Source organism: Amycolatopsis sulphurea (genome assembly GCF_002564045.1).
GTDB classification, from domain to species: Bacteria; Actinomycetota; Actinomycetes; order Mycobacteriales; family Pseudonocardiaceae; genus Amycolatopsis; species Amycolatopsis sulphurea.
In genome coordinates, this window is the sequence record NZ_PDJK01000001.1 from 489922 (window position 1) to 515159 (window position 25238).

Genomic DNA, 25238 nt, shown 5'->3' on the forward strand with positions numbered 1-25238 from the left:
GACGTCTTGAAGGATCTTCGGAGGTGTGGTGCCCACGTCCCGTGATCTGCGTTTCTCTAGAGCCACGCCAGCGACAACGGCTCACGGAGGTAGCAATGGCGAAGCAGCAGTTCCCTGGATTGAAGGTCGGCAGTGGGCGTCTCTCGAAGCTCATCCTCGGCGCGGTAGTGCTCGCACTGCTGGTCCTGGTGGTGAAGTACCCCGGGGATGCAGCCTCGTGGGCAAAGGGTGTCGGCAGCACCGTGGCCGATGGGATCGACGGCATCGTGACGTTCTTCCGCAGCATTGGAGACTAGCCGTGAGTTCGCAACTCACGCTCGATGCCGTCGAGTACGCGACGAACACCGGCAATCTGATCGTAGATGCGAGCCAGGTCCGGCGCAGGATCCCCGGCTGGCTGTTCGGGAAGCGGCGTAACGACATACGCGCCCTGCCCTTGCCTGGTGACAATGAGTCCGTCGTCCTGTAGCTGGGCATATGCCCTCTTCACGGTTCCGACGGAAACGCTAAATCGTTCGGCGACTTCCTGATGTGTCGGCAGCTTTTGCCCCTCATGGCTGCCCTCGCGGACCTCGCCGGCCAGCACTTCAGCGATCTGCGCGTAATGCGGCCTCGGATCGTTCGGATTGAGCTTGTCCATGTCGGACAGCCTACGCGACCTAGTCAACTGCTCTGTTCGAGTGAACCTATGCGACCTAGGTTGCTTAGACTATCGAAGGTGCCTAACGTTTCTGGTGTCGCACAGAGCGCAAAGAACGCAAGCGGTTGCGGCGCGCAAGCGCCGACCACAAAGAACGGAGAACTTCCCGATGAGGTCCGCACATATCACCCGCCGCTCCGCTGAGGCGCTGTTGGGTGGCACTGATTTTGATGATGTTTCTGTTGTTCACGAGGTTGCTTCGACTGCTGCGGAGCGGTGGGAGCTGTTGTGGGATGAGGTGCTGGTCAATGCGTCGGGGGACGTGGAGCTGGCGCTGACGCCGGAGGAGCTGGCGGAGGCGGAGGCGTTTCTGGCGAGTGAGCCGGAGCAGGAGCAGGTCGTGCCGTGTCCGGTGGTGGTGCTGGGGGCTCGGCAGGCCGCAGCCGCGCCGGCGCGACTGGGGTCGGTCCCGGCCGAAGGGAAGGCTGCGTGATGTCGGCGGCGCTGGTCCGGTTCGTCCTTGCCCGTCTCTAACCCCCCTTCCTTCCCCCCGCTTCTGTGGTTGATCAGTGAAAGGACTGTCCGATGACCCGCATCTCGACTGATCTGCTGCTGGTGGACCGTCTGCATGATCTGGCGGATCTGCTGGTCGGTAACGCGAACAGGTTGGCCGCGAACCCTGTGGTGCCGGATGTGGTGAAGCATCCGCGGGTTGAGGTGTATGCGGATGTGGCGACCCAGGTGCGGGTGCTGGCGGATGCGGAGCTGGCGCGGGTGGAGGGGATCGCGCTGGTGGTGCCGGTGACCGGGGCCGAGGCGGGGCGGCGGGTGGCGGGCCGGTTCGAGGCGCTGGCCGCGGTCTTGCGGGCTAATTCCCGGACGCTGGCCGGGTTCACCGCGGACCCGGTGATGGCGGGGCGTGCGCGGGTGTATCGGGAGGTGGCGACCCAGTTGCGGCTGCTGGCCGAGGACGAGCGGCTGCAGCATGATCGCCCGACTCCGCCGGTGTCTGCGGTGCGGGTTCCGGTGCCGGAGCCGAGCCGGGTGGCGCTGGCAGTGGCGGCGCGGGTGCCGTCGGTCCGGCCGGTGTTCACGGAGCCGCTGGTGGCGGCGGTCACGGCGCGGCGGCGGCGGGGCTGGTCGGTCGCCCGGTTGGCCTTGTGGCTGCGCACGGTGTTGCGGGATCCGCAGATGCCGGGGTTGCACCCGTGCGCGGACCGTTCGTTTGTCTCTTTCCTCGTGCGTCTGCTGCCGGGTTCTCCGGTGGCCGCGGCGGCCTGAGCCTGGCCGCGGGGGCCGTGCCGGGTGGTGTGGTCCGCGGCGAAGTGTTTTTGCCGGGGCGGGGAAATCGCCCTGGTTCCGATTTTCGGTAAACGACGAGCAGGAGAGCTATGTCCAAAAAGGACCACAAGGTTGAGATCTGGACCACTGACGGCGCGAAGACGGAGTTGCACACCACGGCGGAGAAGGCGCGCCGGTGTGAGGACCTGCCATTCATCGATCCGCAGGTCACCCAGGTCACGGTCACGCCGCCGAAACAGCGGTGACCGGCCCGGCGGGGGACCAGTCCCGCCAAGAACGCCCCTGCCGGGCCGGGCGACAACCCCTGTCACGACGAGAACACTGAACAGGAGAACCCTCATGGTAGGCACGTTGATCGAGTTGCAGCGGTTGCAGTTGTCGCGTCCGGTGGGTGTGAAGCCGGCAGATGCGGTGGTGGCGGTGTGGCAGGCCCGGCATGCGGTGGTGCTGGATCACTTGGCCGAGGAGGGCAGCGGCCTGGCCGCGGCCTCGGCGGTGGTGGTGCACCGGCGCGAGATGGAGTTGGCGGCGCCGGGGCGGGGGGTGGCGTGATGGTGACGCGGATGATGACTGCTCAACTCCGGTCCGGTGCGTGGGATCGGGAGTCGGGGTCGGTGGCTGCGGCGGTGCCGGTGCGGTTGCGGTACCGGGCGGCTGATCCCTGGGCGGTGGCGCTGGATTTCCGGGGTGGCGCGGTGTGGGTGTCGTGGCTGCTGGCGCGGGATCTGCTGGTGGAGGCGCTGACGCTGGGTGCGGCGGGGGAGGGTGACGTCCGGATTGTCGCCGAGGGCGACACGGTGGAACTCAGCCTGTGCTCCCCGGACGGGTCGGCGGTGCTGGTTTTCGGCCGCGGCGATCTGGAGCACGCGGTGGATGACACCGAGGCGGTGGTCCCGGCCGGGACCGAGGGGTCCCACTTCGATTGGGACCGCGAGGTGCGGTACCTCGGCCGCGACGCGGCCTGACCCCAGTGGGGTGTCGGTCCTTGGTTTCGCTCGTCACGAAAGTCCGCGCTATCACTGGGAAAGAGGGTGCCTGATGAGCCTGTTTGGCCCGAGTCGTCGAGAGCGCGCCGCCGAGGATGCCGCATGCGCGGCCCGGTTGACCAGGTTTGCTGACGAGGAGTCGGCGGAGGCGGAGAAGTACAGCAAGGAGATCAAGAGCCTCCGGAAGAGGGAGCGGGTAGGGCTCTACAAGGACCCTGAGGCCACCCGCCAGCTCGTTCGGAGGGCCGAGGATGACCGGCTCGCGTGTAGGAAAAACGCCCGGGAAGCCCGGAAAAACGCTGCCCGTCTGACCACGCGCCGCTGGTTCTGACCCCGGTGCTGCCGCGGGCCGCGCAGGCCGGCGCTGGCGGCCGCGGGGTGAGGCGCGGCGGTTCGCGCAGTACGTCAAGAACGCCCGCTGAGGGCCTTTGTCTGCCGGGGCGCCGGTGCCGGTCGTCCGGTGCCGGTGTCCTGGTGCACCACCGCGGCGGGTCCTGCAGTCGTGCTGAGCACGGGGCGCGGGCCTGTCCGAGTGCGTGGAGATTCCTGTACAGCACAACCGATCGAGAGGAACACAGGTATGAGTATTTACCGGCTTATTGATCAGCAGGACCGTCTTCTGCGGGGTGCGGTCAAGCGTGCGGAGAAGCTCGACCTCCGTTACGAGCAGGATTTTCGCGATGCATGGGACCGGGCGGAATACAAACTCCTCGAGGCTCGCAGGGCGGGCGAGGCCGCGTGCATGCCCGATGTGGAGGACAGGGTCCGGACGGTGCTGAAGATGGTGAAGGCCGCGGAGAAGGGCAAGCCCGGACGCTGACCTGAGCGAGAGGGCGGTCCTGCGATACCGGGGGAAACCGAGTGAAGGAGTTGTGCTGGTGGATGTTGTGCGCAGTGCCGTGATGTATTGGCGTAAGGCGGTGGCGAAGTCCGATCGGGAAGCCGAGCGGCACTTGAGCCGGGCGGAGCGGGCGCGTCTGGTGTCGCTGCGGGAGCACGCTGTGGCCGTGCTTGATGCGGCGGAGTCCTTGCGGGACAAGCACGGTGCCCGCCGGGCCGCGGATCTGATCAGCGCGGCGGCTTTCGACTACGGCACCGCCGTCGTCCACGCCCTGAGGCGTTCCGGCCGGTAACCCCCTTTTCACCTGCGCCGGGGCACCGGGCGGGCCGGTGACACGGCCTGCCCGGTGCCCCGGTGTTTCTGCGCGATGTGGTGCCCATCAAGGAAAGGACTGTTGATGTTCGGTTCGGAGAAGCGGCGTGACGCGCGGCGTGAAGACACGAAGAGGAAGTACAAGATGCTCGATCCCGAGCTGGATACGTGGGACAAGACGTTCCGGTGCTTGGGGTGCCGGAAGAAGACCCGGGGCGCGAACCTCTGCGGTAAACCGGCTTGCTCCCGCGCGGTTGCGGCGGCGATGGAATGACCGCGCCGGTGACGCCGCGGACCTGCTGTCGTGGCCTGGTTCTGACGCGGATGCGGCGGGGCCGGTTGGACAAGACGTGCCGTGACTGCGGCCGGAGCTGGTCGGAGCCGATGCCGCGGACCGCGGCGAGCAAATAGCGACCCGGCCCGGCAGCCCTTGCCGTGGAAAGCCCGCGCTGCCGGGCCGGGTCTGACCCCGCACCACCCGAGAACACCCGAGCGATAAGGGAACCATCATGGTAGCGCCCGCGCTTCCACACCCCGGCCCGGACCGGCCGCACACCGGCCGGCCGAGTGACCCGGCGGACGATTCGCCGTTGGCGTTCCACCTGGCCGCCTCCTCTCCGCCGCCGCGGCCGGGGGACTGCCGCTGCACCAGCGCCTGTGTGGCCCCGGCGCGGCGGGGTTGCCGCCTGCGGAACGGGGCGGGCACGTGGCAGTGAACGACAAGGGCAGCGGGGACCATCCCCGCCCGGTGGGGTCGTTGTTCGGCCCGGTCAGCGACACCGACCGGCGGCGGTGGCAGATCCAGGCCCACGCCGCGCTGGCGTCGGTGTTGTTCCGGGCGCACGAGGCCGGTCTGCCGCCGGTGACCTGGACGGTGACCGACCGCGGTGCCCTGTCCGCGCGGATCGGCTCGTCCGGCACGCCGGGCGAGGTCCGCGCCCTGTTCACCGCGTGGGTGTCCTTTTTGGACTTGCATGTGGTGGCCCCGCACAGCGGGGGCGGGTGGCAGACCTGTGCCGCCTACGGCGAGCTGGCCGGCCGCGGCGGGTCCCGTGGCCGCCCGGTCGGGCTGCGCGCCGACATCCCCACCCCCGACCCCACCCCGATCGACCCGACCACGAAGGAGTGCTGAGCATGAGCATCAACGAACGCACCGAAACCCACCCTGCCCCCGGCCCGATCGAGCTGGCGGTGTCGGCCGACGTCGCCACCGTGGAGGTCCACGCGGCCGAGGACCACCGCACTGCCCGGGTGGTGCTGGCCCCGGCGGTGCCGGGTGACGCCGGGGCCGCCCGGTTGATCGAGGCCACCTCGATCGAGTCCCGCGGCGACCGGCTCACCGTGACCATTCCCCGCACCCCCGGCGGTGGGGGCTCGACCACGGTGGTCCGCGGATCCGGGAACGTCGTCATCTCCGGCGGCGTGCTGACCGGGGAGGTCGTCGGGCTGGTCCTCGGCGGCGCCCAGGACGGGGCGACCATCGTGAACGGGCAGGTCATCACCGGCTCCGGCACCACCGTCATCGGCTCCGCCGACGGCGGGGTGCGGGTGGTCGCGACGGTCCCGCCCGGGTCGCGGGTCACCCTCACCGGCCAGGCCCCTGCCCTGACCACCACCGGCCCGCTGGCCCGGGTCGAGTCGGACACGATCTCCGGCCGGGTGGACATCGCCGCGGCGGAGGTGGTGTCCGCGCGCACCACGTCCGGCGCGATCCGGATCGGCGCATGCGGTGAGGTCCGGGCGAGGAGCGTGTCCGGAGCGGTCCGGATCCGTGAACTCGCCGGGACCGCCACGGTGAAGACCACCTCGGGTGCGGCGACAGTGACCGCGGTCGCGGACTCGGCCGTGACCGCGCAGACCGTGTCCGGCGACATTGATCTGTCCGCGCCGCGCGGGGTGGAGATCGACGCCTCCACCCGCAGCGTGTCCGGTCGCACCAGCAACCGGCGGTGGTCGGCATGAGCACCCACATGACCCCCGGGTGGCGGCTGGCCCTGGCCCGGGAGCAGGCCGAGGGGCTGCGCAGCGTGGCTCGCATGATCGAGCACGACCCGGACCAGGCCGTCGTGCTGAACCTCCCGCTGCGCGCGATGTGCGCCTACGTCGTGTCCGCCAACGCCGACGCACGGGCGATCCTCACCTCGTTCCGCCGCGCCGCCACCGCGGCCGGGGCCGAGGTGAGGGTGGAGAACGAACCGGATTTCTGCCGGGTGGTCGCCCGGTTCGGGCCGGTCGAAGTCAGCGTGCAAGCCGACGCCGCCCTGATGGCGGACCTGCCGGCCCCACCGGTGGTCTACATCCCGCTCGATGACGAGGAGGCATGAGCATGGACACCACCGGAGATCACCCGGCAGGTAGCCGGGGCACCGGGGCCGAGGTCGTGCTGTGCATTGACGCCGATTGTCCCGGGTGTGGATGGCCGGAGCGCACGCTCACGCTCCCGCGGGGCGTGTTCGGCTGCCCGAAGTGCACCCACACCAGCACGGATCGGGGTGTGTGATGTCGGCGTTCGAGGTGTTGCAGCGCAAGGGAACGCTGGCGTTGCTGGGGTTTCTGGTCGAGCTGGTCGCGTTCGTGGTGCTGCATCTGGTGCGGATCCCGCTGGTGCTGGTCGCGGCGGTGCTGGCCGGGGTGATGTCCCGGTTGGACCGCGCGATCGTGCGCCACGCCACCGAACCCGCCCGCGGCCCGGTGAACCACTTTTTCCCGCCACATCAGCCAGTCCGGGAGGCCACTCATGCATGAACCCAACACTCACACCCCCACCGGCATCGACGTGCCCGAGGTGGATGCGCAGGCCGGTGCCCGGCTGGTGCGGGAACAGTTCGTCCAGACCCGCGCCACGGCGGTGCTCACCCTCGCGTGGACGGTGTTCGCCGTAGTGGTCGGTGTGGGGCTCACGGTGCGGTGGACCGGTCAGTGGTCCCCGCCGTGGTGGATCGCGCTGACGCTGGGCGCGACCCTGCCCGACGCGGCCCGCGCGGTGCGGGACCTGGTCCTGCTCGCTGCGCACCGGGTCGTGTTCCACGTCGAGACCAGCGGGGGCCGGATCGTCCGTGGATGCGGGCAGGTCCGCTGCCGCAGCGGATGCAGGGAGGAGGCCCGGTGATGATCCACCCGAACACCGCCCACGCCGGTTGCCGGACGCGGACGGAGAAGGTGTGCGGCTGGACGGTCGGGCATTTCGGTGAGCTGGCCGCGGTCGCCGCCCCGAGCGTGCTCGGCGCGGCGACCACGCCGTGGCTGAGCGTGCTGTCCGCGGTGATCGCGGCGGTGTGGGGCTGGCACGAGGCCCGCCTGCATCGCAGCACCCGCACCACTCGCGCGTCCCTCGCCGCCGGCACCCCGCCGCCGCGGCAGCTGAGCAGCGCCCCTGCCCCGGCCGAGCCCGGGGCCACCGGCCGGAAGGAGGCCCAGGCATGAGCTGGAATCAGGAGATCCGGGAGAACAAGGCCGCGAAAGCCGAGCAGAAACGCTTGGACCAGGCCGCGGCCACGGGTGACGACATCGCCCGCATGCACGCGGCGGGTGAGGAGGCCCGCAAGGACCGCGAAGCCGCGGCGACCCTGGCCGCCACCGCGAAAGCCACCCGGCTCGCCGAGCGCGAGAAGCGCCGCACGAAGCGGGCGCAGTGGTGGGCGAAGGTCCGCGGCGCCGCTGCCGCGCATGTGGTGGATGTGCTGATCTACGCGATCGCGCTGGTGTCGTTCGCGATGGCGGCCCCCGCGATGGCCGGCTACGGCGCCGAGGTCTACGCGTCTGCGCTGGGCGGGCTGCTGCCGCTGATCACCGAACTCGGGATGTGGGCGTTCGCGGTCGCGGTCCTGCTCTCCCGGGTCCGGACACCGGCCCGGCCGGTGTGGGGTTTGCAGGTGGGGGTGTGGGTGTTCGGGGTGGTCGCGTTCGCCGCGAACGCCGTCCACGGCCTGGCCCGGGGCTGGGCCGCCGGGGTGGTGATGGGTGTGGTGTCGGTGGCCGGGGTCATCGCGCACCAGCTCGCGATCGCGTCCCCGCCCCGCTCCCGCACCGAACGCGACGCCGCCCGGATCCAGCGCACGGCGTCGGTGAAGGCCGCCGCCGCGGCGCGGGCCGCGGTCCGCCACGCCGACGCCCTGATCGACCGTGACGGGCACGCCCGCCTGACCTACACCCCCGGCACCTACCGGCTGCGCCGCTTCGGCGGGCTCGGACGGGCACGGCTGATCGCGCTGGCACCGGACCCCGACGTGCCCGGGGTGCCGGACGCGCTCGACGCAGAAATTCAGGCCCTGCTCGACCTCGCCACCCCCGGCGGCACCGCTGCGGAGGCGGGGGAGCCGCTGCACCGGGGCACGGTCGCCACCGTCGAGCCACCCGCACCCGGCCCGGAGACCGACGTCCCCGCCGTGGGCGGGGACGACACTCCGGCCGGCGGGACGGGCAAGACCCGGCGGCGGCCCGCGCCGAAGCGGACCACGATCCCGGAACCGAAGCGGCGCAGCTTCACGCAGCTGCAGGCCGAGTTCGAGCAGGCCGTGCGGAACCGTCCGGCCGGGTTCGACCCGACCAACGCCGAGTCCATCCGCCGGACATTGGAGTGCGGCAAGAAACCCGCCTCCGAGCTTCGCAACGGCTATCTGACCCGCCGGGGTGAGCCCGGCACCGACTGAACCCACCCCCCTTGGAGTCCGGGCAGGGGCAGTCCACTCCGTCCCGCCCGGACGGCATGGACTGCCCCCTGCCCGCGACCCGCCCTGAGTCCATGCAGGAGGCACCGCGATGGCACCCACCGACCACGACGACGAACCCACCACCCCCACCGGTGCTGACCTGCACGAGTCCAGCCGAGTCCAGCCCGGTGAGTCCACCACCGAGTCCACCACGGAGCTGGCGACGGTCCACCCCCTGCCGGTCACCTCGGGTCCGGCGATCGAGGGTGAACTGGTCTCGGAGGAGGAATGGCGGCTGCTCACCTCCCAGCGCGCGCAGGCCGCGTGGCGGTATCAGCAGTACCGGGAGAACGCGGTCGCCCTGGCCCGGGTGACCCGGACCGCGGTCACCCATGACCGGACCAAACGTGCCGGGAAGTTTCTGCTGCGCAATTCGGTTGCGTATCCGTTCGCGGGAGCGGGGGTGGTGGCGAAGCGGTGGCGCGATATGCATGGCGCGTCGCGGTACGAGCGGATGATGCGCCAGGCCGAGCGCGACGGCAATCATGATCGGTTGCTGGAGTGGGAGGCCCGCGACGTGGCGGAGAAACAGCGCCGCCATGAGCGGGTGATGGATTGGGTGCGCTCGCCGATCGTGCTGGCGAAAGCCGCGCTGCTCTACAGCGTCGGCGCGGTGGTGCTGCTGCTCACGTTGGGGTTCATCCTGTGGATCGCCGGGAAGGGCAGCATGCTCGGCCCGATCGAGGCGATCGTGGACGCGATCGCGTTCTGCATCTGGTTCGTCATGGCCTACGGCGCGTTTCTGCTGGTCGGCGGGTCTGTGGCGATGCTGGCTTATCTGTGGAACCTGGGCCGTACCCGTCCGCAGAGCACCGGCTGGTTCGCGCCGCCCGAGGTGGTGGGCGAGGTGGTGAACCTGACGCCCTCGATCGTGGTGGCCGCGCTGCGTGACCTGGGGATCCGGGTGCTGCGGGACGCGATCAAATCGGACGCGGACTTCGGTGCGCGGATGCTGTCGATGATCACCCGCTACGGGCCGGGTTCCCAGGTCGAGATCACTCTTCCCCCGCAGGTCACCGCGTCGCAGGTGATGAACCTGCGGGAAACCCTCGCGGGGAATCTGGACCGCAAGGCCCACGAGGTCCAGTTCGAACGCAGCCCGGACTCCGAGCGGCAGGTCACGCTGTGGGTCGCGGACTCGGGAGCGCTGGATCGCAAGCTGCCGGACTCGCCGCTGCTGGACCCGGACTTCGGGCCGGTGGACATCTACCGCGACACCATGCCCTGGGGTGTGGACGTCAAGGGCGACCCGGTGGGACTGAACCTGCTGCAGCAGCACTTGCTGTTGTGCGGACTGTCCAAACAGGGCAAGACCGCGGCGGCCCGCTCGCTGGTGCTGTGGCTGATGCTGGACCCCTCCAGCCGGTTGTGGCTGGCCGACCTGAAGGGGTTCGGGGACTGGTCCATGTTCGAGGGACTGGCCGAGATCCTGATCGAGGGTGCCGGGGCGGAGAACTTCATCGCTACCTCGGACATGCTGGAGGCCGCGGTCGCGGAGATGGCCGCCCGCTACGAGCGGTGGCGGGCGATGGGCCGCAAGGGCGACATCGGGCGGGAGGATTCGCTGCCCGGCAGCGGGTTCGAGCCGCTGTTCGTCGTGGTGGACGAGGTGCAGAAACTCTTCGGCTGCGCTGTCGAGCACCCCGACGGCGGTGACATCGGCGGGAACGGCAAGAAGTCCCGGGCCGCCCGGGCCGCTCAGGCCTTGCATGACCAGGCCCGCGCAGTGAACGTCCATTTCCTGGAGTTCTCGCAGAACCCGACCAACGCCAACCTGCCCGCCATCGTGCGGGAAGGCGCGATGATCCGGGCCTCGCTCTACGTGGGCACCGAGTCCATCGCCCGGATGGCACTCGGGGAGGCGGCCGTGGACACCGGTGCCGCACCTCACGCCCTGCGGGCCGGGCTGGACCGCGGCACCGTCGTGCTGGCCCCGGGTGAATCGATGGACCTGCCCAACGGCGCCACCCACACCACCGTCCGAACCCACTTCATCAGCACCGAACAGGCCTACGACGTCGCCGAACGCGCCACAGCGTTCCGCCAGAACGTGGCACAGCGCGCGGTGGTCGCAGACGAGCGGGATCTGCTCGACGACCTGGCCGCCGTGTTCGAGATCGGCGAAGACCAGGTCAAGGACACCGACCTGGTCTCCCGGTTGCGCAAGCTGGCAGGCCCGAACTACGCGTCGTATGGCAAGAGGTTCACCGGCACGCGGCTGCGTGACCTGTGCTCCGAGCTGGAGATCGAGATCAAACGACGCAACGGCTACTGGTACGTGTCATCACACAGCGTGTTCACCGTTCGTGGTGCCCGCGACGCCAGTGAGTGAGTGACCACCGCAGCCCGCACGGCCCGCCCACAGCCCCCGATCCGGGCGGGCCGTGCCGCCGCCCACTTCCCCACTGGATCCACTTTTCGCTGATCACAGCCGGTGGATCGCCGAAAGTGGGCGGCAAGTGGAAAACCACTGAAAATCCCGCAATCCACTGGGTCACCACTACCTCATCCACTGCTGGACCCAGCCCCGCAAACCCCCACAAAACTACTCGACGTAACTAACTGGAGGTTGTTCATGCCCGCACCGACCGAAGGAACCCGCCTGCCACGACGGACGCGGTGGCGGGGATGACCCGCTACACCGCGGAGGAGGCCGGGTGGCTGGCGCTGGCCGCGCACGAACTCGCCCACGCTGTGGCCTGCACGGCCGCGGCGACGACCCGGGCCGGGCGGTTGACGGTGGTGCAGGTGGTCGTGGAACCGGGCCGGTCGTTCGTCGAGCATTCCGAGGTCGACCCGGGCAACCAGGACCAGGTGAACACCGCGGTGGTTGTGGCTTTGGCCGGGCAGGAGGGCGCGGCCCGGTGGGCGCAACGCCACGCCGGGTATTGGCGCGGGTCTGCGATGCGGATGGCCGCCCACGGCTGCGAGGACGACCACGCCTACGTCCGCCGGATGAGCCGCTATTCGGACCGTTCCCCGGCCTGGCTGCGCCACCGTGCCCGCGCCGTCGTCGCGGCGAACTGGGGCCGGATCGACCGGCTCACCCACCGCCTGGTCGCCGACGGGCGGCTGCCCGGACACCTGTTCACCTGACCCTCCGGCCCAGCGGCTGCACGTCCCCGCACCGGTTGTTTGTCCGGCTCAACCCCACAGCAAAAGCCGATAAACCCTGACCGATATTCGCTGTTCGGAAAGTTGCCCTGGGGCATTTTTCGGACGGTCCAAGGAGGGCGGACGGCATGACCGAGACCAAGCGCGGGGGGCGGACCTGCCGCTCGATGACGACCTCGGGGCAGGGGATCCGATGGTCCTGCACAAGGCCCGCCGGACACAGTGGACTCCACGGTGCTGCCGACCTTGCGGGCACGATCGTCCATCGGTGGCGCCGGCGCACCGCACGGTGACCCACTGCGGCTGACGCGCGGGTCTCCACCCGCGAGCTGCCTCCCGGCCTTGCTGGAGGAGCACGTCCGCCGCGTCTGCGGCGGGGGTGCCCGCGACCCGGGCTGATCCACACGCCCGCCCCTTGTTCGTGGCGGCCCGGCATTGTGCCGGGCCGCCACGTCACCTGATCTCGCTGACCCAGCGCGAGATCGACAAGAGCGAGCGGGACCCGTGCAAGCGCGCCGTGTACCACGCGCTCCTGGACCTGTTCCGCACCTGCTGACCCTGCTGACTCTGCTGAATTTTGTTGTGAGCGAAGGAGATCATCACGTGATCACGGCGGAGTGTTTCCCGACCCCGCACCTGGCCCTGCGCACCACCGACCCTGCGGACGTGGCGCGGGTGCAAGGGTTCGCGGACCCGCAGGCCGACTGCGCGCGGCGGCTGCAGCACCGCCTCGCTGCCGCGTTGCTTCAGGATCCTGGCCCTCGGGCGTTGCGGATGCTGTTGCGCCGTCTCTACCGGGATGCGCTGCAGTGGCGGTATGACCTGGCGGTCACCTCGGCCGGGCTGCCCGGCACACGGGGCCTGGCGCACGATGCGGACCGGTTCCGGACGACGTTGGCCGCCGGTGGCGCGAACTTCGACCGGCTCGGTGTCATCGGGTTCCTGCGTGAGGGGTCGGTGTGGGACCCAGTGTCGCGGACGTACCGGGGTGGGCGGGAGACGCCGGCGTCGGTGCTGATGCAGCACTACGGTGCCGCCGCGCAGGCGCGGTTCGACGCCGAGGGAGCCGACCCGGGGCAGCCGGATGTGCTGACCACCATGGTCACGGTGCCGCATACGGGTGTGCGGATCCGCGGTAACCGGTTGGTGCGCGGGGCGGCCGCGCGGGTGGTGGCCGAGCAGCTGGTCGAGCGGATCCGGGCGCGGGGCCTGGACACCACGGGGATCGAGTCCGGCGGCGACCCGGTCTACGCGGTGACCGCCGACCCGCGCGACGGTGCCCGGTTGCGGGCCGCCGCGTTCGATCTGCTGGCGACCGCGTTCACCCGGCCACCGCACGAGCGGCTGCGGATGTGGCAGCACGCCCGGTTCCTGCTGGTGCAAGGCCCCGCCATGAAAAAAGGGTCCGACGCCACGGTCCGGGTGTTCCTGGTCGCGGTCGGGGCGGTGCTGCTGCTCACCGCCCCGGTCCTGGATCAGGACGTGGATCTGCGGTGCATGGTGCTGGGCCAGGCCGCCGCGCTGGACATGCCCGCCGACCGGCTCCAGCCCACCGAGCTTCCCGGGACGTGGCGGTGGCGTGTGGAAGGCGAGGACTTCGACCACGGCGGGACCCGCCGCAGTGAGCACGCCGCGTGGCACGCCGCGTATCAGGATGTCCGCCACCGCTACCGGCGGCGGCTCTACGAACCACTCTGGATCACCGTCGGCCAGACCGAGATCACCGTCACCGAGCACGACTTCGCCGCCGTCCTGACACGGCGCATGCACAACCACCGCTGACCACACCCCCGACCAGTCCGCAGCGAGCCCCGGCCAGCACCCCGCTGGCCGGGGCTCGCTGCTGTGGGGACGAACCGATGAGGAGACAAGCGACGTGAAGAACAACCGTTACGACTACGCGAAGTTCGGCGCGGGTTTCATCGTGGTCGACCGCAGGTCTGCCCAGCTCGCCGCCCTGACCGACCGGGGCGACTGGGCCGACATCGACAAGCCCGGCGACCGGCGGTTCTTCGCTCTCACCCAGTCCGAGGCGCGCCGGATCGCCGACCAGCTCAACCGCGGCTGACCCCCCGCGGCGGCAGTCACCTCACCTGTACCCCCGGCCCCGGGACGCACGGCGTCCCGGGGCCGGGTTGCACCACCCACCACACCACAACAGAAAGGGGCCACCCCATGGCCAAGTCCCTGAACGGACGACAGATGCGCACCACGGCCGACACCCTGTTCGCCCTCAAACCCGCTCGCGCGCTGGTCTACAAGGCCGTCACGCAGATCGAGAACGGCAAGGACAGCCGCGCCACCATCGCCGAAGTCAAGCGGGAACTACGCAAAGCCGGGGCGCTCGACGCCGCGGCGAGCCGGTTCCTCGATCTGCTCGCGGTCCCGCCGCGCTGAAACCCGCCCCTCACTGTCTGAATCCGCGCGGCGCGACGGTCGTATCGCTGGACGAGAACCGCGCCCGCCTCGCGCCGTGCGGATGCTCAGCCAACCAGCACGCCGTCGGCCTGCCCGAGGGTTGGAAGTAACACCGACCGATCCGGCGGGCACCGCGTTCGCCGGAACAAACCTCACCTGCCCGCGACGCGCCCCGGCTGGCATACCCCGTTGGCCGGGGCGCGTCGCGTCTGGCAACCGAAAGAGCCGGAAAGGACAACCTTGCGCCTGAACCGCACAGCGCGCGCCCAGTTGCAGGCGGCCGGGATCACCCCGGGCTGGTGGGCACGCCGCAACCACTACGCCGATGGACGGTGGGGCGGGGATGCCTGCGGCTGCCCCGACTCCCGCTGCATCGGTTTCCACCACGACGGCCCCGACGACTGCGGATGCCTGCCCGCGCTGCTCGACCTGGCCGCCGGGCGGTAACGCCGACCCATCCCGGGGCAGGGCCACCCCGTACTGCCGCGGGGTGGCCCTGCCCCACATCGCTGCGCGCTCTGGATCCCGCCGTGGTCACCGCTGTGCTCACCCACTACCGAAAGGACCATCCACAATGGACTCCACCATGGACGCCGCGCTGGGGCGGTGGGCGTTGGAGCTGGCAGGGAGGGGGTGGCCGGTGTTGCCGCTGCGTCCCGGGGCGAAGTTCCCGGACTGGCACCGCGGCGACCGCTGCCCCGGGACGGGGCAGTGCCGGGGCGGGCACCGGACCCCGGAACAGATCGCCACCACCGACCCGGACCTGATCACCGCGGCATGGAGCCGGGCACCGTGGAACGTCGGGGTGTTCCCCGGCCCCGCGGGTCTGCTGATCATCGACTGCGACCCGGCCAAACCCGGCCCGGACGAGCTGGACGGCTGGACCGCGCTGCAGGTGTTGGCCGAGCAGCGGGGCGGGCCGCTGCCGGACACGTTCACCGTGACCACCCCGCGCGGTGGCCGGCACCTGTACTACCGGGCACCGGCGGGATGTGCGTTGCGGTCAACGCAAGGCCACCTCGCCGCTGCGGTCGACACCCGCGGATGGGGTGGCTACGCGGTCGCGCCCGGCTCGGTGCGCGCGGACGGGGCGTATGAGCTGCTCGACGACACCGACCCGGTGGAGCTGCCGGGGTGGCTGGTGCAGGCCAACGTCGAACACTGCGTCACCGCTGGGTCCGGGCGCGGGGACAGGGCCGTGGCGGTCCCCGGCGCGTTCGCCGCGACGGCGGTGCGCGGCGAGTGTGGCAAGGTCGCCGCCACGCCGTACAAGCAGGGGCGCAACAAGGCGCTCTCCCGCGCCGCCTACGCGCTCGGCCAGCTGGTCGGCGCGGACGTGCTGGCCGAAGACGTCGCCCGCACCGAGCTGCGGGCCGCCGTCGACTCGTGGGGTGACGTCGCCTCGATCGCCAAGGACTACGCCGTGATCGAGACCAGCCTGCGCGCCGGTCGTCACAACCCCCGCCGCATCACGCCTCACAGCACCCGCACCGCTGGAACCCGCCGCCACAGCGCGGCCTCACCGAGGAAGGACACCGTGGCATGGACAAACGGCTGAAGAACGAGTACCGGCGCAACGCCGCCGATGAGGCAGTGGCCGCCACCGCGCTCTCCGACAAAGCCAACGCGCTGGAAGCCGCGGGCAGGTTCCGTGAGGCCGGCTCCTACTTCCAGGCGGCAGCCAGGGCCGAAGGCCGCGCCGCCGCCTGGCGGAACCTGCTCAGGTAGCCCCCCGACCACCACTACCTCACGGAGGTCCGATGACCCCGACGCTGATCGCGACGATCGGCCCGGCCGGGGCCGGGAAAACCACCTGGCGGCACCGCCACGTCCCGCCTGGCGCGACGGTCGTGTCGCTGGACGAGACCCGCGCCCGGCTCGCGCCGTGTGGGTGCTCGGCCAACCAGGACGTCAACGCCGCCGCGGTTGAGCACGGGTTCGCTGCCACGGCGGCGGTGCTGGCCGCGGGCGGCACGGTCGTGTGGGACGTGACCAGCTACCTTCGCCGGTTCCGCACGCGGCTGCTGGACCTGGCCGCCGAGGCCGGTGCCCGCACCGAAGCGGTCGTGCTGCTCCCGCCCCTGGCGACCGTCCTGGCTCGCAACGGCCGCCGCGACAACACCCCGTGCCCCGATTGCGGGTACGCCCGCCGCGTGCCCGAGGCGCGGGTGCGGGAGATGCACCACGCGGTCACCGCCGCGCTGCCGGGCCTGCACACCGAAGGCTGGAACACCCTCCACTTCGGTGTGCTCCCGCCCGATCTGCGCCACCGCTGACCCCACCGGCCACCACCGGCCGGCCATTTCACCCGGCGAGGAACGACGGGCCGGGCACCACACCGTGTGCCCGGCCCAGCCCGTGCCCGCCTACCTCGGACTACCGCGCGGCGACCGTCGCGCGGTCAGGACCCCTGCAGGAGGAAACCCTCATGGCGATCATCATTCACCGCTGCACCACCTGCACCCACCCCGATCTGTTCCACGACGACCGCGAGGACGGCAGCACCGGGGGATGCAGTTACGGCTGCCGCACCGCCGGTCCGCACACGTTCGGCCCGCCCGAGGTGATCCCGACCTGGATCGCCACCCGCCCCATCGGCGCCGCCGTGCCCGATCCGGTCCTCGCCGAACCCGGCAGCCACCGCCGGCCGTTGCCCCGGCTGTGCGACTGCGCGGACTGCTGGGCGCTCTACCACCGGGAAACCGGGGTGGCTGCCTGATGTACACGGTGACGGACTTGTTCTGCGGGGCCGGTGGGTCCGGGCTCGGCGCGACCGGGGTGTCGGGGGTGCAGCTGCGGATGGCGGCGAACCACAGCCCGCGCGCGATCGAGACGCATCAGGCGAACTTCCCCGGCTGCGACCATGATTGCGCGGACATCTCGCAGGTCGAGCCGCGCCGCTACGCGCGGACGAACATCCTGTGGGCGTCCCCGGAGTGCACGAACCATTCCATCGCGAAGGGACGGCGGAGGGATGGTGCGAACCAGCCGGGGCTGTTCGGTGAGGTCGTGCCCGATCATGTGGCGGAGCGGTCGCGGGCGACGATGTGGGACGTGGTCCGGTTCGCCGAGGTACACGCCTACGACACGGTGATCGTGGAGAACGTCGTCGACGCGGTGAAGTGGACGCCGTTTCGGGCGTGGCTGATGGCGATGGACTCCTACGGCTACGACCACCACATCGTGTCGCTCAACAGCATGCATGCCCCGGCGGTGACCGCGCCGCGGGCACCGCAGTCCCGGGACCGGATGTATGTGGTGTTCTGGCGCAAGGGAAACCCGCGCCCGGATCTCGACATCCGGCCGGCCGCGTGGTGTCCGGGCTGCGCGACCGATGTGCGGGCGCGGCAGGTGTTCAAGCCCGGCCGCACGGTCGGGCGGTACCGGCAGCAGTACCTCTACCGCTGCCCGAACACCCGCTGCCGCCACCACATCGTCGAGCCCTACACGCTGCCCGCGGCCGCGGTGATCGACTGGTCGAACCTCGGCGAGCGGATCGGCGACCGGGCCAGGCCGCTGTCGGACAAGACGATGGACCGGATCGAGGCGGGGCTGCGGAAATTCGCGGGTGTCCCGCAGGTCATCACCGCGGGCGGATCGTGGAACGACGCCGCCCACCCGGCCGCGGCGCCGTTGCGGACGCTGACCACGCGGGAGGCGAACGCGCTGATCGTGCCGATGGAGGGCCGCGAGGGCAAGCACGCCGCCCCGGCCGGGGTGCCGCTGCGGACCCAGACCGCGCGGCACGAGACCGCGCTGGTCGTGCCCTACTACGGGACCGGGGTCGCCCGCGGCGCCGGGGCGCCGATGCCGACCATGACCACTGTGGACACGGCGGGGCTGGCGTTCATCGCCGAACTCCGCGGCGGGGGCTCCGATGCCCGCCACGTCCGGGAGCCCCTCGCGACGGTGTGCGCGTCGGGCAACCACCACATGCTCGTCCACCAGACCGCGCCGCCCGCGGTGGAGGACTGCACGTTCCGGATGCTGTCGATCCCGGAGATCCAGGCCGCGATGGCGTTCCGCCCCGACTACGTGGTCACCGGGAACAAACGCGAGCGCGTTCGCCAGCTCGGCAACGGTGTCACCCCGCCGGCCGCCGAGTGGCTCGTCTCCGCCGCCGTCGCCGCCCTGGAACGCACCGCCACCACCCCCGCACCCACCACCGCCTGACCCCGTCCACGCAGCCGTGGCCCACCCCGGACATCCGAGGGGTGGGCCACGGTGCATCACGGGGGCCGGGGCGGTCTGCCTGATCGGAGTTTTCCATGTCCAGCCAACCGAATCAGACGCGCCAGCTGTGGCCGGTCGGCGACGGCGGGCGCCCCCTGGTCCGCATCGGTGAGGACCCCGAGGCGATCCGGGTCCTCACCGACGCGGTCAAGCGCCGCATCATCCCCGAAACCTACGTCTCCGAAGGGACACCCGTCATCGTGGAAGAAGTCTCCGGGGCCGCCGACCCCGCCACCGCCGAAGACGACGTCGCACTGCCGATCGCCACCTCCACCTTGAAGCCCGCCCTCCTGGCCGGCCTCCTGGCCGAACACGCCGAAGTGGTCATGGCCCGCAACGGGAAACCGGACGTGGAGGTGACCCCGGCCGGGCCGGTCCTCTCCGCGGTGCTGGCGCGGCGGTCGTGGTCGGGGCTGCCGGTGCTGCGGCGGATCATCTCCACCCCGGTCCTGCGCCCGGACGGCACCCTGCTGCAAACCCCCGGCTACGACCCCGCCACCGGGTTCTACCTCGCGGGCAACACCCACCTGCAGCCGATACCGGACCATCCATCCCCGGCCGAGGTCGCCGAGGCGAAAGAGTTCCTGCTGGAACGGTTCCTGCGCGACTTCCCGTGGCGCTCGCCGGCCGACCGCGCCAACTACCTGGCGCTGCTGGTGACACCGCTGATCCGGCCGTTCACCCGGGCACTCTCGCCGTTCGGGATGATCGAGGCCTCCATGCCCGGCTCCGGGAAAACCATCCTCGCCGGATGCGTGGGACTGCTGGTCGGGCAGCGGGTGCTGACCTGGACCGAGTCCGAGGACGAGCTGCGCAAAAGCATCACCACCGTGCTGGCCGACTCGGTCGGGGTGGTCGTGTTCGACAACCTCGCCGAGGGCGCGGTGGTCGACTCCGCGGTCCTGGCCCGGCTGGTCACCGAACGCACCTGGTCGGACCGGCGCCTGGGCACCAACGCCGCGGCCACCTTCGCCAACGACAGGTTATGGCTCGCGACCGGGAACAACCTGCGCACCGGCGGGGACATGGCATCCCGGTCGGTGTGGGTGCGGCTCGACCCGAACTGCCCCCGCCCCGAAGCCCGCACCGGGTTCACCATCCCCAACCTCGACACCTGGATCCTCGATCCCGCCCACCGCGCCACCGTGCTGCGGCACGTGCTGATGCTGGTGCTCGACTGGACCAGCCACGGCGCCCCACCCGCGGCGGCCACACCGCAGATGCGGCAGTTCACGCCCTGGGCGAAACACCTCGGGGGGTTCCTCGAACACCACGGCATCACCGGGTTTCTCGGCAACGCCGACGCCGCCCGCGGCCTGGACGACGAGGACGCGGAATGGCGCTCGTTCTTCCACGCCTGGGACGAGCTGCACGGAGACCGGCACATGTCCGCCCAGGAACTACGGGTCTCCGGGGAACCCACCTTCGGCACCGACCCCTGGGCCGGGACGTTCCCCACGACTCCCTCGGGCAAGCCACTCACCACCCGGAGCCTGGGCAGGAGGCTGGCAGGGCAGGTAGACCGCTGGCACACCGACATCGTGTTACGCAGCGAAACCGACAGTCACCGCAACTGCAAAACCTACTGGGTCGCCCGAGCACCCTCCCAGGACCGAACGCCATAAGAAACCCGCAAACCCGCAAACCCGCAAACGACCACCCCCCAAGGTCTCTACCAGCACAAACAGGAGAGATCAGGGTTGCGGGTTTGTTCGATCACGACCAGCGCCAAACCCGCAAACCCGCGGGTTTGCGGGTTTCTCCCACCCCGCCCGTATATAAACCCGCAGGCATACACCCAGCTCAAGGCCCACTTTGCGGGTTTGCGGGTTTGCGGATCACTTCCCGCCCCCCACGCACCACACCCGCCAACCCGCACCCCCCACCTGCCAGCAACCCCCACCCAGACCACTACCCACCGTGACATTCCGGGCGACGTCGGCCCGGCCCCGGGAAGAGGAGTTACGCACGTGAGAACCCGACGACCCACCAACCCGCCACGGCACCTCACCACCATGACCAGCAGCCTGATCGAGCTGCACGCCGCCTTCGGCGACGCCACCCCCGCCTGCCACAACGCCGACCCCGAACTGTTCTGGCCCATCTCCACACACGACCACGACACCATCCACACCGCGAAACAAATCTGCAGCACCTGCCCCGTTCGCACCGCCTGCGGGGAATGGGCCACCCGCAACGAAAACGACGGCATCTGGGGCGGACAAACCCGCGACGAACGCGGCCCCGCCCGACACCTCCACGACACTCGCCAGCGCAATACGTCGCCCTGGCGAACGAATCACCATGTCTGAGCAGTGTGCCATTCGTGAAGTGCAGTTCCAGGCTAGTGGATTTTGGAGTGAAATATTTATGGAGAATTCCAATGGTGACGCCCCGGTAATTGAGCAGCAATTGTACTCGGTTGATGAGGCAAAGGTGATCCTGCGTATATCTCGCTCGAAAATCTATCAGCAGATGAGTGCACCTCAGCCGGATGGTCAGCCACGGCTGCGTTCGGTCAAAGTTGGCCGCACTCGACGAATATCAGTGGCAGCGATTCAGGACTACATCACCTTGTTGGAACAAGAGGCGGAGGCGCTCTTTGGCGAAGCGGCGTAGTCGCGGAGACGGCGGGCTCTATTGGTCGGACTCTCGCCAGCGTTGGATTGCCGAGGTCACGATCGGGACAAGTCCGTCAGGCAGAAGGAAGACGCGCACGGCGAGCGCAAGAACAAAGACCGAGGCGAAATCCAAGCTAGACGACCTGAAGAGCGACCTCCGGGACGGTGTGCTCATAGCGCATACCGGCTCTACTGTGGCCGATGCGGTGGATGATTGGTTGAAATATGGTCTAACTGATCGTTCGGAGAAGACTCGGGAGAACCGTCGGCTTCTTGCCGAAGGTCACATCATTCCGCAACTCGGGGCGCGGAAGCTGCGTGACTTGACTGCTGAGGAGGTAGATGAGTGGCTTGAGCTAGAGTCGAAGTTGCTCGCTACGTCCACGCTGCAAAGGGTGCGGGCAATTCTTGCGTCTGCGATCAAGCGTGCCCAGAAACGAGGCAAGGTGAAGCGCAACGTGGTTTTTCTCTGTGAGTGCCCGTCAGGGAAGCGCGCAGGCCGGAAATCGAAGGCGCTCACTCTGATTCAGGCTGAGGCGTTGCTTAATGCTGCACTTGAATCGCAGTCTGCGACGATCCGCGCCTACATCGTTGTATCGGTGCTGACCGGTGCGCGGACCGAGGAGATGCGCGCGCTGAGATGGGAGCATGTCCACCTTGCCGGTGATCTCACCGCGAAGTCTCCGGTACTGCCGTACGTCGAGTTGTGGCGTTCGGTCCGTGTCGGTGGTGACACGAAGACGCACAGTTCCCGTCGGACTCTGGCGATACCGCAGCGCTGTGTGGATGTGCTGCGGCATGTGGAGGCGGCACAAGTCAAGGCGCGGAACCGTGCGGGGGAGAGGTGGAAGGAGACCGACCTGGTCTTCGCAACCCGCTACGGCACCGAGCTGGATGCGGGCAATGTCCGACGCGCGTTCCGGAGCGTCGCGAAAGCGGCCGGCCTCGTGCCGGAGGACTGGACGCCGCGGGACTTGCGGCACAGCTTCGTGTCGCTGCTCTCCGACGCGAAGATGCCGATCGAGGAGATCGCTCGGCTGGTCGGGCACAAGGGCGGCAGCAAGGTCACGGAGCTGATCTACCGGCACCAGCTCCGGCCCGTCCTTGAGGAGGGCGCCACGGCGATGGACCGGATCTTCTCGGGGTACCCACCCGCCGACGGCCAGATTCCGGAGGGGGCTGATTCGGTGCGATAGTCACTCAGTTAGTCCGCCAGGCGCAAATCAGCCCCCGTCCTGTCTACTTTGGACGGGGGCTGACCTGGTGCGCGATACTGGGATTGAACCAGTGACCTCTTCCGTGTCAGGGAAGCGCTCTCCCGCTGAGCTAATCGCGCGAGGTGGAGACGGGATTCGAACCCGTGTACACGGCTTTGCAGGCCGTTGCCTCGCCTCTCGGCCACTCCACCGGTTACAGGCCCCGAGGGCCTTCCGAGCGGACGACGGGATTCGAACCCGCGACCCTCACCTTGGCAAGGTGATGCGCTACCAGCTGCGCTACGTCCGCACTACCATGGTGCCGAAGCGGTTCCGCCTGCCTTGTCGGCCGACTTTCCGCACCCCGTCGCCGTGGTGTGAGAGAACCATATCGGACTCCCGAAACCGCCCCGTCACCGGGGGGTCCGCAACCGGTGACGGGCTCGTGATCAGGTCCGATCGTTCGGGATGAGGTGGGTGAGGGCGTCGTCCACGTCGACCCACAGGTGCTCGTTACCCGGCAGCACCACGTCGTAGGTGCGGTCGAGGAAGTCGGCCAGCTCCTGGGCGGCGGCCTCGAACATGGCGTGCCCGGACGGCGAGTTCAGCTCGATGAGCACCGACTCCGGGTCCTCCACCGAAGGCCGGATCCGAACGTCCCCGTCGCCCGCGTCGGCAAGCAGGCCGTCTGCGAGCAGATCGCGGGCGTACACCCATTCGACCCAGCCGGCGCGTCCGGTGCGGAAGGCGGCGACGACCGCGTACGGGTCCCGCGTGTCGTAGCGCAGCTCAACCTTGACCGGAACCGCCGGCGAGCGCGGCGCCAGCAGGTCGAAGACCGCCGTCGAGCGGAGCGTCACGTGATCGTTGCGCATCGTCCTACCCTTCGTCTCCCTTCCCGGCCCGGGCGACCGAGGACGGCGGTGGGACGCCCCGGGGCACCGGATCTTTCGCGAGTGCGCTCGAGATCACCCGTTCGAGGTCCGGTCGCCTCGCTGCTCCTTCGCCGCCCGCGCCGCGCAGCCTGCTGTCGGCGCTCACGTACATACTGCGCGGTTCGGCCGCCGTGCGATAGCACCGTCGCACGGATGTCGAGCGGGCCCGCGCGCGGCCCCTCCCTGGCAGGGCCTTGGCTAGCTCGGGGTTGTTCGCTCCGTATTCGCTGGTAGACGCGCTGTGGTCGGAAGCGGCCACCCGTTTGCAGGCCCCCGAAAGTCGTGTTGTAGAGTTCTGCACAACACCGCAAGGGGCGATTAGCTCAGGGGGAGAGCGCTTCGTTCACACCGAAGAGGTCACTGGTTCGATCCCAGTATCGCCCACAGCGTGTTTTCCCAGCTCAGACGGCCTGTCGATGATCTTTGTCGGCGGGCCTTCTGTGTTGTGTGGGAGCAGCTGGGGAGCACGGTCTCCTGACCACAAGCCGTGATCCGAAGAGGTCATGCTGCTTCTGGCGCTATGGCGGGGTTTTCGTGCCAGGTCCAGCCGCCGTCGTGCTCCCATCGCTGGTGGAGGGCGTGGAGCATGGTTTCGATCATGTGTTGGGTGATGTGGGAGTAGAGGTCGTCGACGTCTTTTCGTTTGTGTCCGAACCGCACGAGGCGCAGGATGCGTGGCACTCCGTCCTCGATCAGCCAGGTCTCGTGGGTGTGGCGCAGGTCATGGAAGTGCATCTCGGTGTTGAGTGGTGACCATCCTTTGTCCTTGTCCCCGGTCAGCGCGGGCAGCCACGCCCGGTGGCGGAAGTTGGATCGTCGGTGCAGGCCGCCGTTGGCTCCGGTGAAGACGAACCGGGTGTGGGGGTTGCGGTCCCGGTGGGCTCGTAGTTCGTCGGCGAGGAATGGCGGCAGGTGCACGGTGCGGGCACTGGCCGGGGTCTTGGGCGGGCCGAGTTCCAATCTGCCCTTCATCTCGTGCAGCGCGCCGAACTTCGGATCGATCTCGATCCGCGGGTTCTCGTCGAGGTGGGTGCGGGTCCATTGCAGCCCGGTGATCTCGTCCCATCGGAGTCCGGTGTAGGCGGCGGTGATGGTCATGAGTCCGTTGTCGGGTGACATGCGTCCGGCGAGTGCGTCGACCTCGTCGGTGGTGGCGTGGGGGCGTTCGGGCCGGTCCTCGAACGTGATCCGTAGTTTGCGGCAGGGGTTGGCGCCGATGAGTCCTTCGTCGACGGCTTCGCCGAGGATCATGGAGAACAGGACGAGGATGTCCTGGGTGCTTTTGTCGGCCATGTTCGGGCGGAGTGTCTTGTTCACCCATCCCTTGACTGCGATCCGTGCGATGGTGCCTACGGGTGTGCCGGACCAGCGGGGGAGGATGTGGGAGTCGTAGGTTGCCCAGGTGATGTCGGCGACGCGGTGTGCGTCCGACCATTGGCGGATCCATTCGTCGATGGTGGTTTCGGCCAGTCGTGGGTCGGTGAAGCGGTGGCGGCGTTGGTCGGACTCCACGTCGGTGGCACGGTTTTCCGCTTCGTTCCGGTCGGCGAAGCCGGTTTCGGTGAAGATGGATCTGTCGTCGAGTCGGTAGCGGACACGGAATCCGTCCCCATGTTTTTCTGCCCATGCCATGGTTGGTTTCCTTTCGGAAAGGAGTGGATATGGCCGTGCCGGGAATGCGGCACGGCCATATGGACGCTCTGTGCACCGACGAGCGCAACCCAACTGTGTTCAGCGGCGACAAGGGGAATGGGTGCGGATGAGCGAGTGGGTCGGCGGGAATCGGTCCGCAGGGGCGGCCGGCCGTGACGACGAGGTGTCGTATTCGTGTCGGACGCGTGCTGGGTCACGCTGGCGGGGCGGGCTGCGTCGGTGATGATCTGGTGGAGGTTGGCGGGGGAGAAGCGCAGGTGTTTGCCCTGGAACGTGGA

The 25238-nt window shown here is 69.5% G+C and carries 36 protein-coding genes and 4 tRNA genes; 34 read left to right on the forward strand and 6 right to left on the reverse strand.

Annotated elements, in window-relative coordinates; translation table 11 throughout:
- Positions 1–95: 95 nt before the first annotated feature.
- Positions 96–296, forward strand: a complete 201-nt coding sequence (locus tag ATK36_RS02275; RefSeq protein WP_098509599.1) for a hypothetical protein — start codon at positions 96–98, stop codon at positions 294–296.
- On the opposite strand, the gene ATK36_RS02280 is transcribed toward ATK36_RS02275, so the two are convergent.
- Complete coding sequence (locus ATK36_RS02280) at positions 293–640, reverse strand: GntR family transcriptional regulator (RefSeq protein WP_098509600.1); 348 nt, start codon at positions 638–640, stop codon at positions 293–295. The genes ATK36_RS02275 and ATK36_RS02280 overlap by 4 nt on opposite strands.
- 169 nt (positions 641–809) lie before the next feature.
- Here ATK36_RS02280 and ATK36_RS02285 point away from each other — a divergent pair, with 169 nt between their 5' ends.
- The 32 genes from ATK36_RS02285 to ATK36_RS02430 all read left to right on the forward strand — a co-directional run bounded on the left by ATK36_RS02285 (position 810) and on the right by ATK36_RS02430 (position 22372).
- Positions 810–1133 (forward strand): hypothetical protein, encoded by a 324-nt coding sequence (locus ATK36_RS02285; RefSeq protein WP_098509601.1) that lies wholly within the window; start codon positions 810–812, stop codon positions 1131–1133.
- Between the two features lie 92 nt (positions 1134–1225).
- A complete protein-coding gene (locus ATK36_RS02290) occupies positions 1226–1921 on the forward strand; it encodes a hypothetical protein (RefSeq protein ID WP_098509602.1) in 696 nt (231 codons plus the stop codon).
- Positions 1922–2031: 110 nt separating this feature from the next.
- On the forward strand, positions 2032–2187 hold the full coding sequence (locus tag ATK36_RS31925) for a hypothetical protein (protein WP_170069553.1): 156 nt from the start codon (positions 2032–2034) through the stop codon (positions 2185–2187).
- A 106-nt stretch (positions 2188–2293) separates the two neighbouring features.
- Positions 2294–2494 (forward strand): hypothetical protein, encoded by a 201-nt coding sequence (locus ATK36_RS02295; RefSeq protein WP_141544342.1) that lies wholly within the window; start codon positions 2294–2296, stop codon positions 2492–2494.
- Between the two features lie 14 nt (positions 2495–2508).
- Positions 2509–2907 carry an SsgA family sporulation/cell division regulator gene (locus ATK36_RS02300; protein WP_170069554.1) on the forward strand — a complete coding sequence of 133 codons (399 nt, stop codon included), beginning with the start codon at positions 2509–2511 and terminating at the stop codon, positions 2905–2907.
- A gap of 73 nt (positions 2908–2980) precedes the next feature.
- Positions 2981–3259: a hypothetical protein gene (locus tag ATK36_RS02305; RefSeq protein WP_098509605.1), complete on the forward strand. Its 279-nt coding sequence runs from the start codon at positions 2981–2983 to the stop codon at positions 3257–3259.
- Positions 3260–3508: 249 nt separating this feature from the next.
- The gene (locus ATK36_RS02310; protein WP_098509606.1) at positions 3509–3748 is read left to right on the forward strand and encodes a hypothetical protein; all 240 of its coding nucleotides are present in this window, start codon (positions 3509–3511) and stop codon (positions 3746–3748) included.
- Positions 3749–3806: 58 nt separating this feature from the next.
- Positions 3807–4061, forward strand: a complete 255-nt coding sequence (locus ATK36_RS02315) for a hypothetical protein (RefSeq protein ID WP_141544343.1) — start codon at positions 3807–3809, stop codon at positions 4059–4061.
- A 105-nt stretch (positions 4062–4166) separates the two neighbouring features.
- Positions 4167–4355, forward strand: coding sequence for a hypothetical protein (locus ATK36_RS02320; protein ID WP_098509608.1), 189 nt, complete (start codon positions 4167–4169; stop codon positions 4353–4355).
- Positions 4356–4787: 432 nt separating this feature from the next.
- Positions 4788–5213 carry a CBS domain-containing protein gene (locus ATK36_RS02325; RefSeq protein ID WP_098509609.1) on the forward strand — a complete coding sequence of 142 codons (426 nt, stop codon included), beginning with the start codon at positions 4788–4790 and terminating at the stop codon, positions 5211–5213.
- A 2-nt stretch (positions 5214–5215) separates the two neighbouring features.
- Positions 5216–6043 (forward strand): DUF4097 family beta strand repeat-containing protein, encoded by an 828-nt coding sequence (locus tag ATK36_RS02330; RefSeq protein ID WP_098509610.1) that lies wholly within the window; start codon positions 5216–5218, stop codon positions 6041–6043.
- Positions 6040–6405: a hypothetical protein gene (locus tag ATK36_RS02335; RefSeq protein WP_098509611.1), complete on the forward strand. Its 366-nt coding sequence runs from the start codon at positions 6040–6042 to the stop codon at positions 6403–6405. Before ATK36_RS02330 ends, ATK36_RS02335 begins: the two co-directional genes overlap by 4 nt.
- 175 nt (positions 6406–6580) lie before the next feature.
- Positions 6581–6826, forward strand: a complete 246-nt coding sequence (locus ATK36_RS02340) for a hypothetical protein (RefSeq protein ID WP_098509612.1) — start codon at positions 6581–6583, stop codon at positions 6824–6826.
- Complete coding sequence (locus tag ATK36_RS02345; RefSeq protein ID WP_098509613.1) at positions 6819–7190, forward strand: hypothetical protein; 372 nt, start codon at positions 6819–6821, stop codon at positions 7188–7190. Before ATK36_RS02340 ends, ATK36_RS02345 begins: the two co-directional genes overlap by 8 nt.
- The gene (locus tag ATK36_RS02350) at positions 7190–7504 is read left to right on the forward strand and encodes a conjugal transfer protein TraH (protein WP_245914206.1); all 315 of its coding nucleotides are present in this window, start codon (positions 7190–7192) and stop codon (positions 7502–7504) included. The genes ATK36_RS02345 and ATK36_RS02350 overlap by 1 nt, the downstream gene beginning before the upstream one ends.
- Entirely contained in the window at positions 7501–8730 is a 1230-nt protein-coding gene (locus ATK36_RS02355) for a hypothetical protein (RefSeq protein ID WP_098509614.1), read from the forward strand. The genes ATK36_RS02350 and ATK36_RS02355 overlap by 4 nt, the downstream gene beginning before the upstream one ends.
- Before the next feature lie 109 nt (positions 8731–8839).
- Positions 8840–11122, forward strand: a complete 2283-nt coding sequence (locus ATK36_RS02360) for an FtsK/SpoIIIE domain-containing protein (RefSeq protein WP_098509615.1) — start codon at positions 8840–8842, stop codon at positions 11120–11122.
- Between the two features lie 296 nt (positions 11123–11418).
- Positions 11419–11886: a hypothetical protein gene (locus tag ATK36_RS02365; RefSeq protein ID WP_098509616.1), complete on the forward strand. Its 468-nt coding sequence runs from the start codon at positions 11419–11421 to the stop codon at positions 11884–11886.
- 397 nt (positions 11887–12283) lie between these two features.
- Positions 12284–12460 (forward strand): hypothetical protein, encoded by a 177-nt coding sequence (locus ATK36_RS31930; protein ID WP_170069555.1) that lies wholly within the window; start codon positions 12284–12286, stop codon positions 12458–12460.
- 47 nt (positions 12461–12507) lie between these two features.
- Entirely contained in the window at positions 12508–13686 is a 1179-nt protein-coding gene (locus tag ATK36_RS02370) for a hypothetical protein (RefSeq protein WP_098509617.1), read from the forward strand.
- Between the two features lie 94 nt (positions 13687–13780).
- Complete coding sequence (locus ATK36_RS02375; protein WP_098509618.1) at positions 13781–13972, forward strand: hypothetical protein; 192 nt, start codon at positions 13781–13783, stop codon at positions 13970–13972.
- Positions 13973–14079: 107 nt separating this feature from the next.
- Complete coding sequence (locus ATK36_RS02380; protein ID WP_098509619.1) at positions 14080–14301, forward strand: hypothetical protein; 222 nt, start codon at positions 14080–14082, stop codon at positions 14299–14301.
- Positions 14302–14562: 261 nt separating this feature from the next.
- Positions 14563–14769: a hypothetical protein gene (locus ATK36_RS02385; RefSeq protein WP_098509620.1), complete on the forward strand. Its 207-nt coding sequence runs from the start codon at positions 14563–14565 to the stop codon at positions 14767–14769.
- Between the two features lie 127 nt (positions 14770–14896).
- Positions 14897–15880 carry a bifunctional DNA primase/polymerase gene (locus ATK36_RS02390; RefSeq protein ID WP_098509621.1) on the forward strand — a complete coding sequence of 328 codons (984 nt, stop codon included), beginning with the start codon at positions 14897–14899 and terminating at the stop codon, positions 15878–15880.
- Positions 15865–16050 (forward strand): hypothetical protein, encoded by a 186-nt coding sequence (locus ATK36_RS02395; protein ID WP_098509622.1) that lies wholly within the window; start codon positions 15865–15867, stop codon positions 16048–16050. Before ATK36_RS02390 ends, ATK36_RS02395 begins: the two co-directional genes overlap by 16 nt.
- Positions 16051–16082: 32 nt before the next feature.
- Complete coding sequence (locus ATK36_RS02400; RefSeq protein ID WP_098509623.1) at positions 16083–16598, forward strand: ATP-binding protein; 516 nt, start codon at positions 16083–16085, stop codon at positions 16596–16598.
- 152 nt (positions 16599–16750) lie between these two features.
- The gene (locus ATK36_RS02405; protein WP_098509624.1) at positions 16751–17041 is read left to right on the forward strand and encodes a hypothetical protein; all 291 of its coding nucleotides are present in this window, start codon (positions 16751–16753) and stop codon (positions 17039–17041) included.
- On the forward strand, positions 17041–18495 hold the full coding sequence (locus ATK36_RS02410; protein WP_098509625.1) for a DNA cytosine methyltransferase: 1455 nt from the start codon (positions 17041–17043) through the stop codon (positions 18493–18495). Before ATK36_RS02405 ends, ATK36_RS02410 begins: the two co-directional genes overlap by 1 nt.
- Positions 18496–18590: 95 nt before the next feature.
- Positions 18591–20180, forward strand: a complete 1590-nt coding sequence (locus ATK36_RS02415) for a hypothetical protein (protein WP_098509626.1) — start codon at positions 18591–18593, stop codon at positions 20178–20180.
- A gap of 390 nt (positions 20181–20570) precedes the next feature.
- Entirely contained in the window at positions 20571–20867 is a 297-nt protein-coding gene (locus ATK36_RS02420) for a WhiB family transcriptional regulator (RefSeq protein ID WP_098509627.1), read from the forward strand.
- Entirely contained in the window at positions 20860–21174 is a 315-nt protein-coding gene (locus tag ATK36_RS02425; RefSeq protein ID WP_245914208.1) for a helix-turn-helix domain-containing protein, read from the forward strand. Before ATK36_RS02420 ends, ATK36_RS02425 begins: the two co-directional genes overlap by 8 nt.
- A gap of 196 nt (positions 21175–21370) precedes the next feature.
- Positions 21371–22372, forward strand: coding sequence for a tyrosine-type recombinase/integrase (locus ATK36_RS02430; RefSeq protein ID WP_245914209.1), 1002 nt, complete (start codon positions 21371–21373; stop codon positions 22370–22372).
- Between the two features lie 65 nt (positions 22373–22437).
- Here ATK36_RS02430 and ATK36_RS02435 read toward each other — a convergent pair.
- The 4 genes from ATK36_RS02435 to ATK36_RS02450 form a co-directional block, all read right to left on the reverse strand.
- A tRNA-Val gene (locus ATK36_RS02435) sits at positions 22438–22512 on the reverse strand.
- A gap of 1 nt (position 22513) precedes the next feature.
- A tRNA-Cys gene (locus ATK36_RS02440) sits at positions 22514–22584 on the reverse strand.
- A gap of 25 nt (positions 22585–22609) precedes the next feature.
- A tRNA-Gly gene (locus ATK36_RS02445) sits at positions 22610–22682 on the reverse strand.
- Between the two features lie 139 nt (positions 22683–22821).
- A complete protein-coding gene (locus ATK36_RS02450) occupies positions 22822–23247 on the reverse strand; it encodes an SsgA family sporulation/cell division regulator (protein ID WP_098509629.1) in 426 nt (141 codons plus the stop codon).
- 372 nt (positions 23248–23619) lie between these two features.
- Between ATK36_RS02450 and ATK36_RS02455 the strand changes: the two genes are divergently transcribed.
- A tRNA-Val gene (locus ATK36_RS02455) sits at positions 23620–23691 on the forward strand.
- A gap of 117 nt (positions 23692–23808) precedes the next feature.
- On the opposite strand, the gene ATK36_RS02460 is transcribed toward ATK36_RS02455, so the two are convergent.
- On the reverse strand, positions 23809–24939 hold the full coding sequence (locus ATK36_RS02460) for a tyrosine-type recombinase/integrase (RefSeq protein ID WP_098509630.1): 1131 nt from the start codon (positions 24937–24939) through the stop codon (positions 23809–23811).
- Positions 24940–25238: the final 299 nt, after the last annotated feature.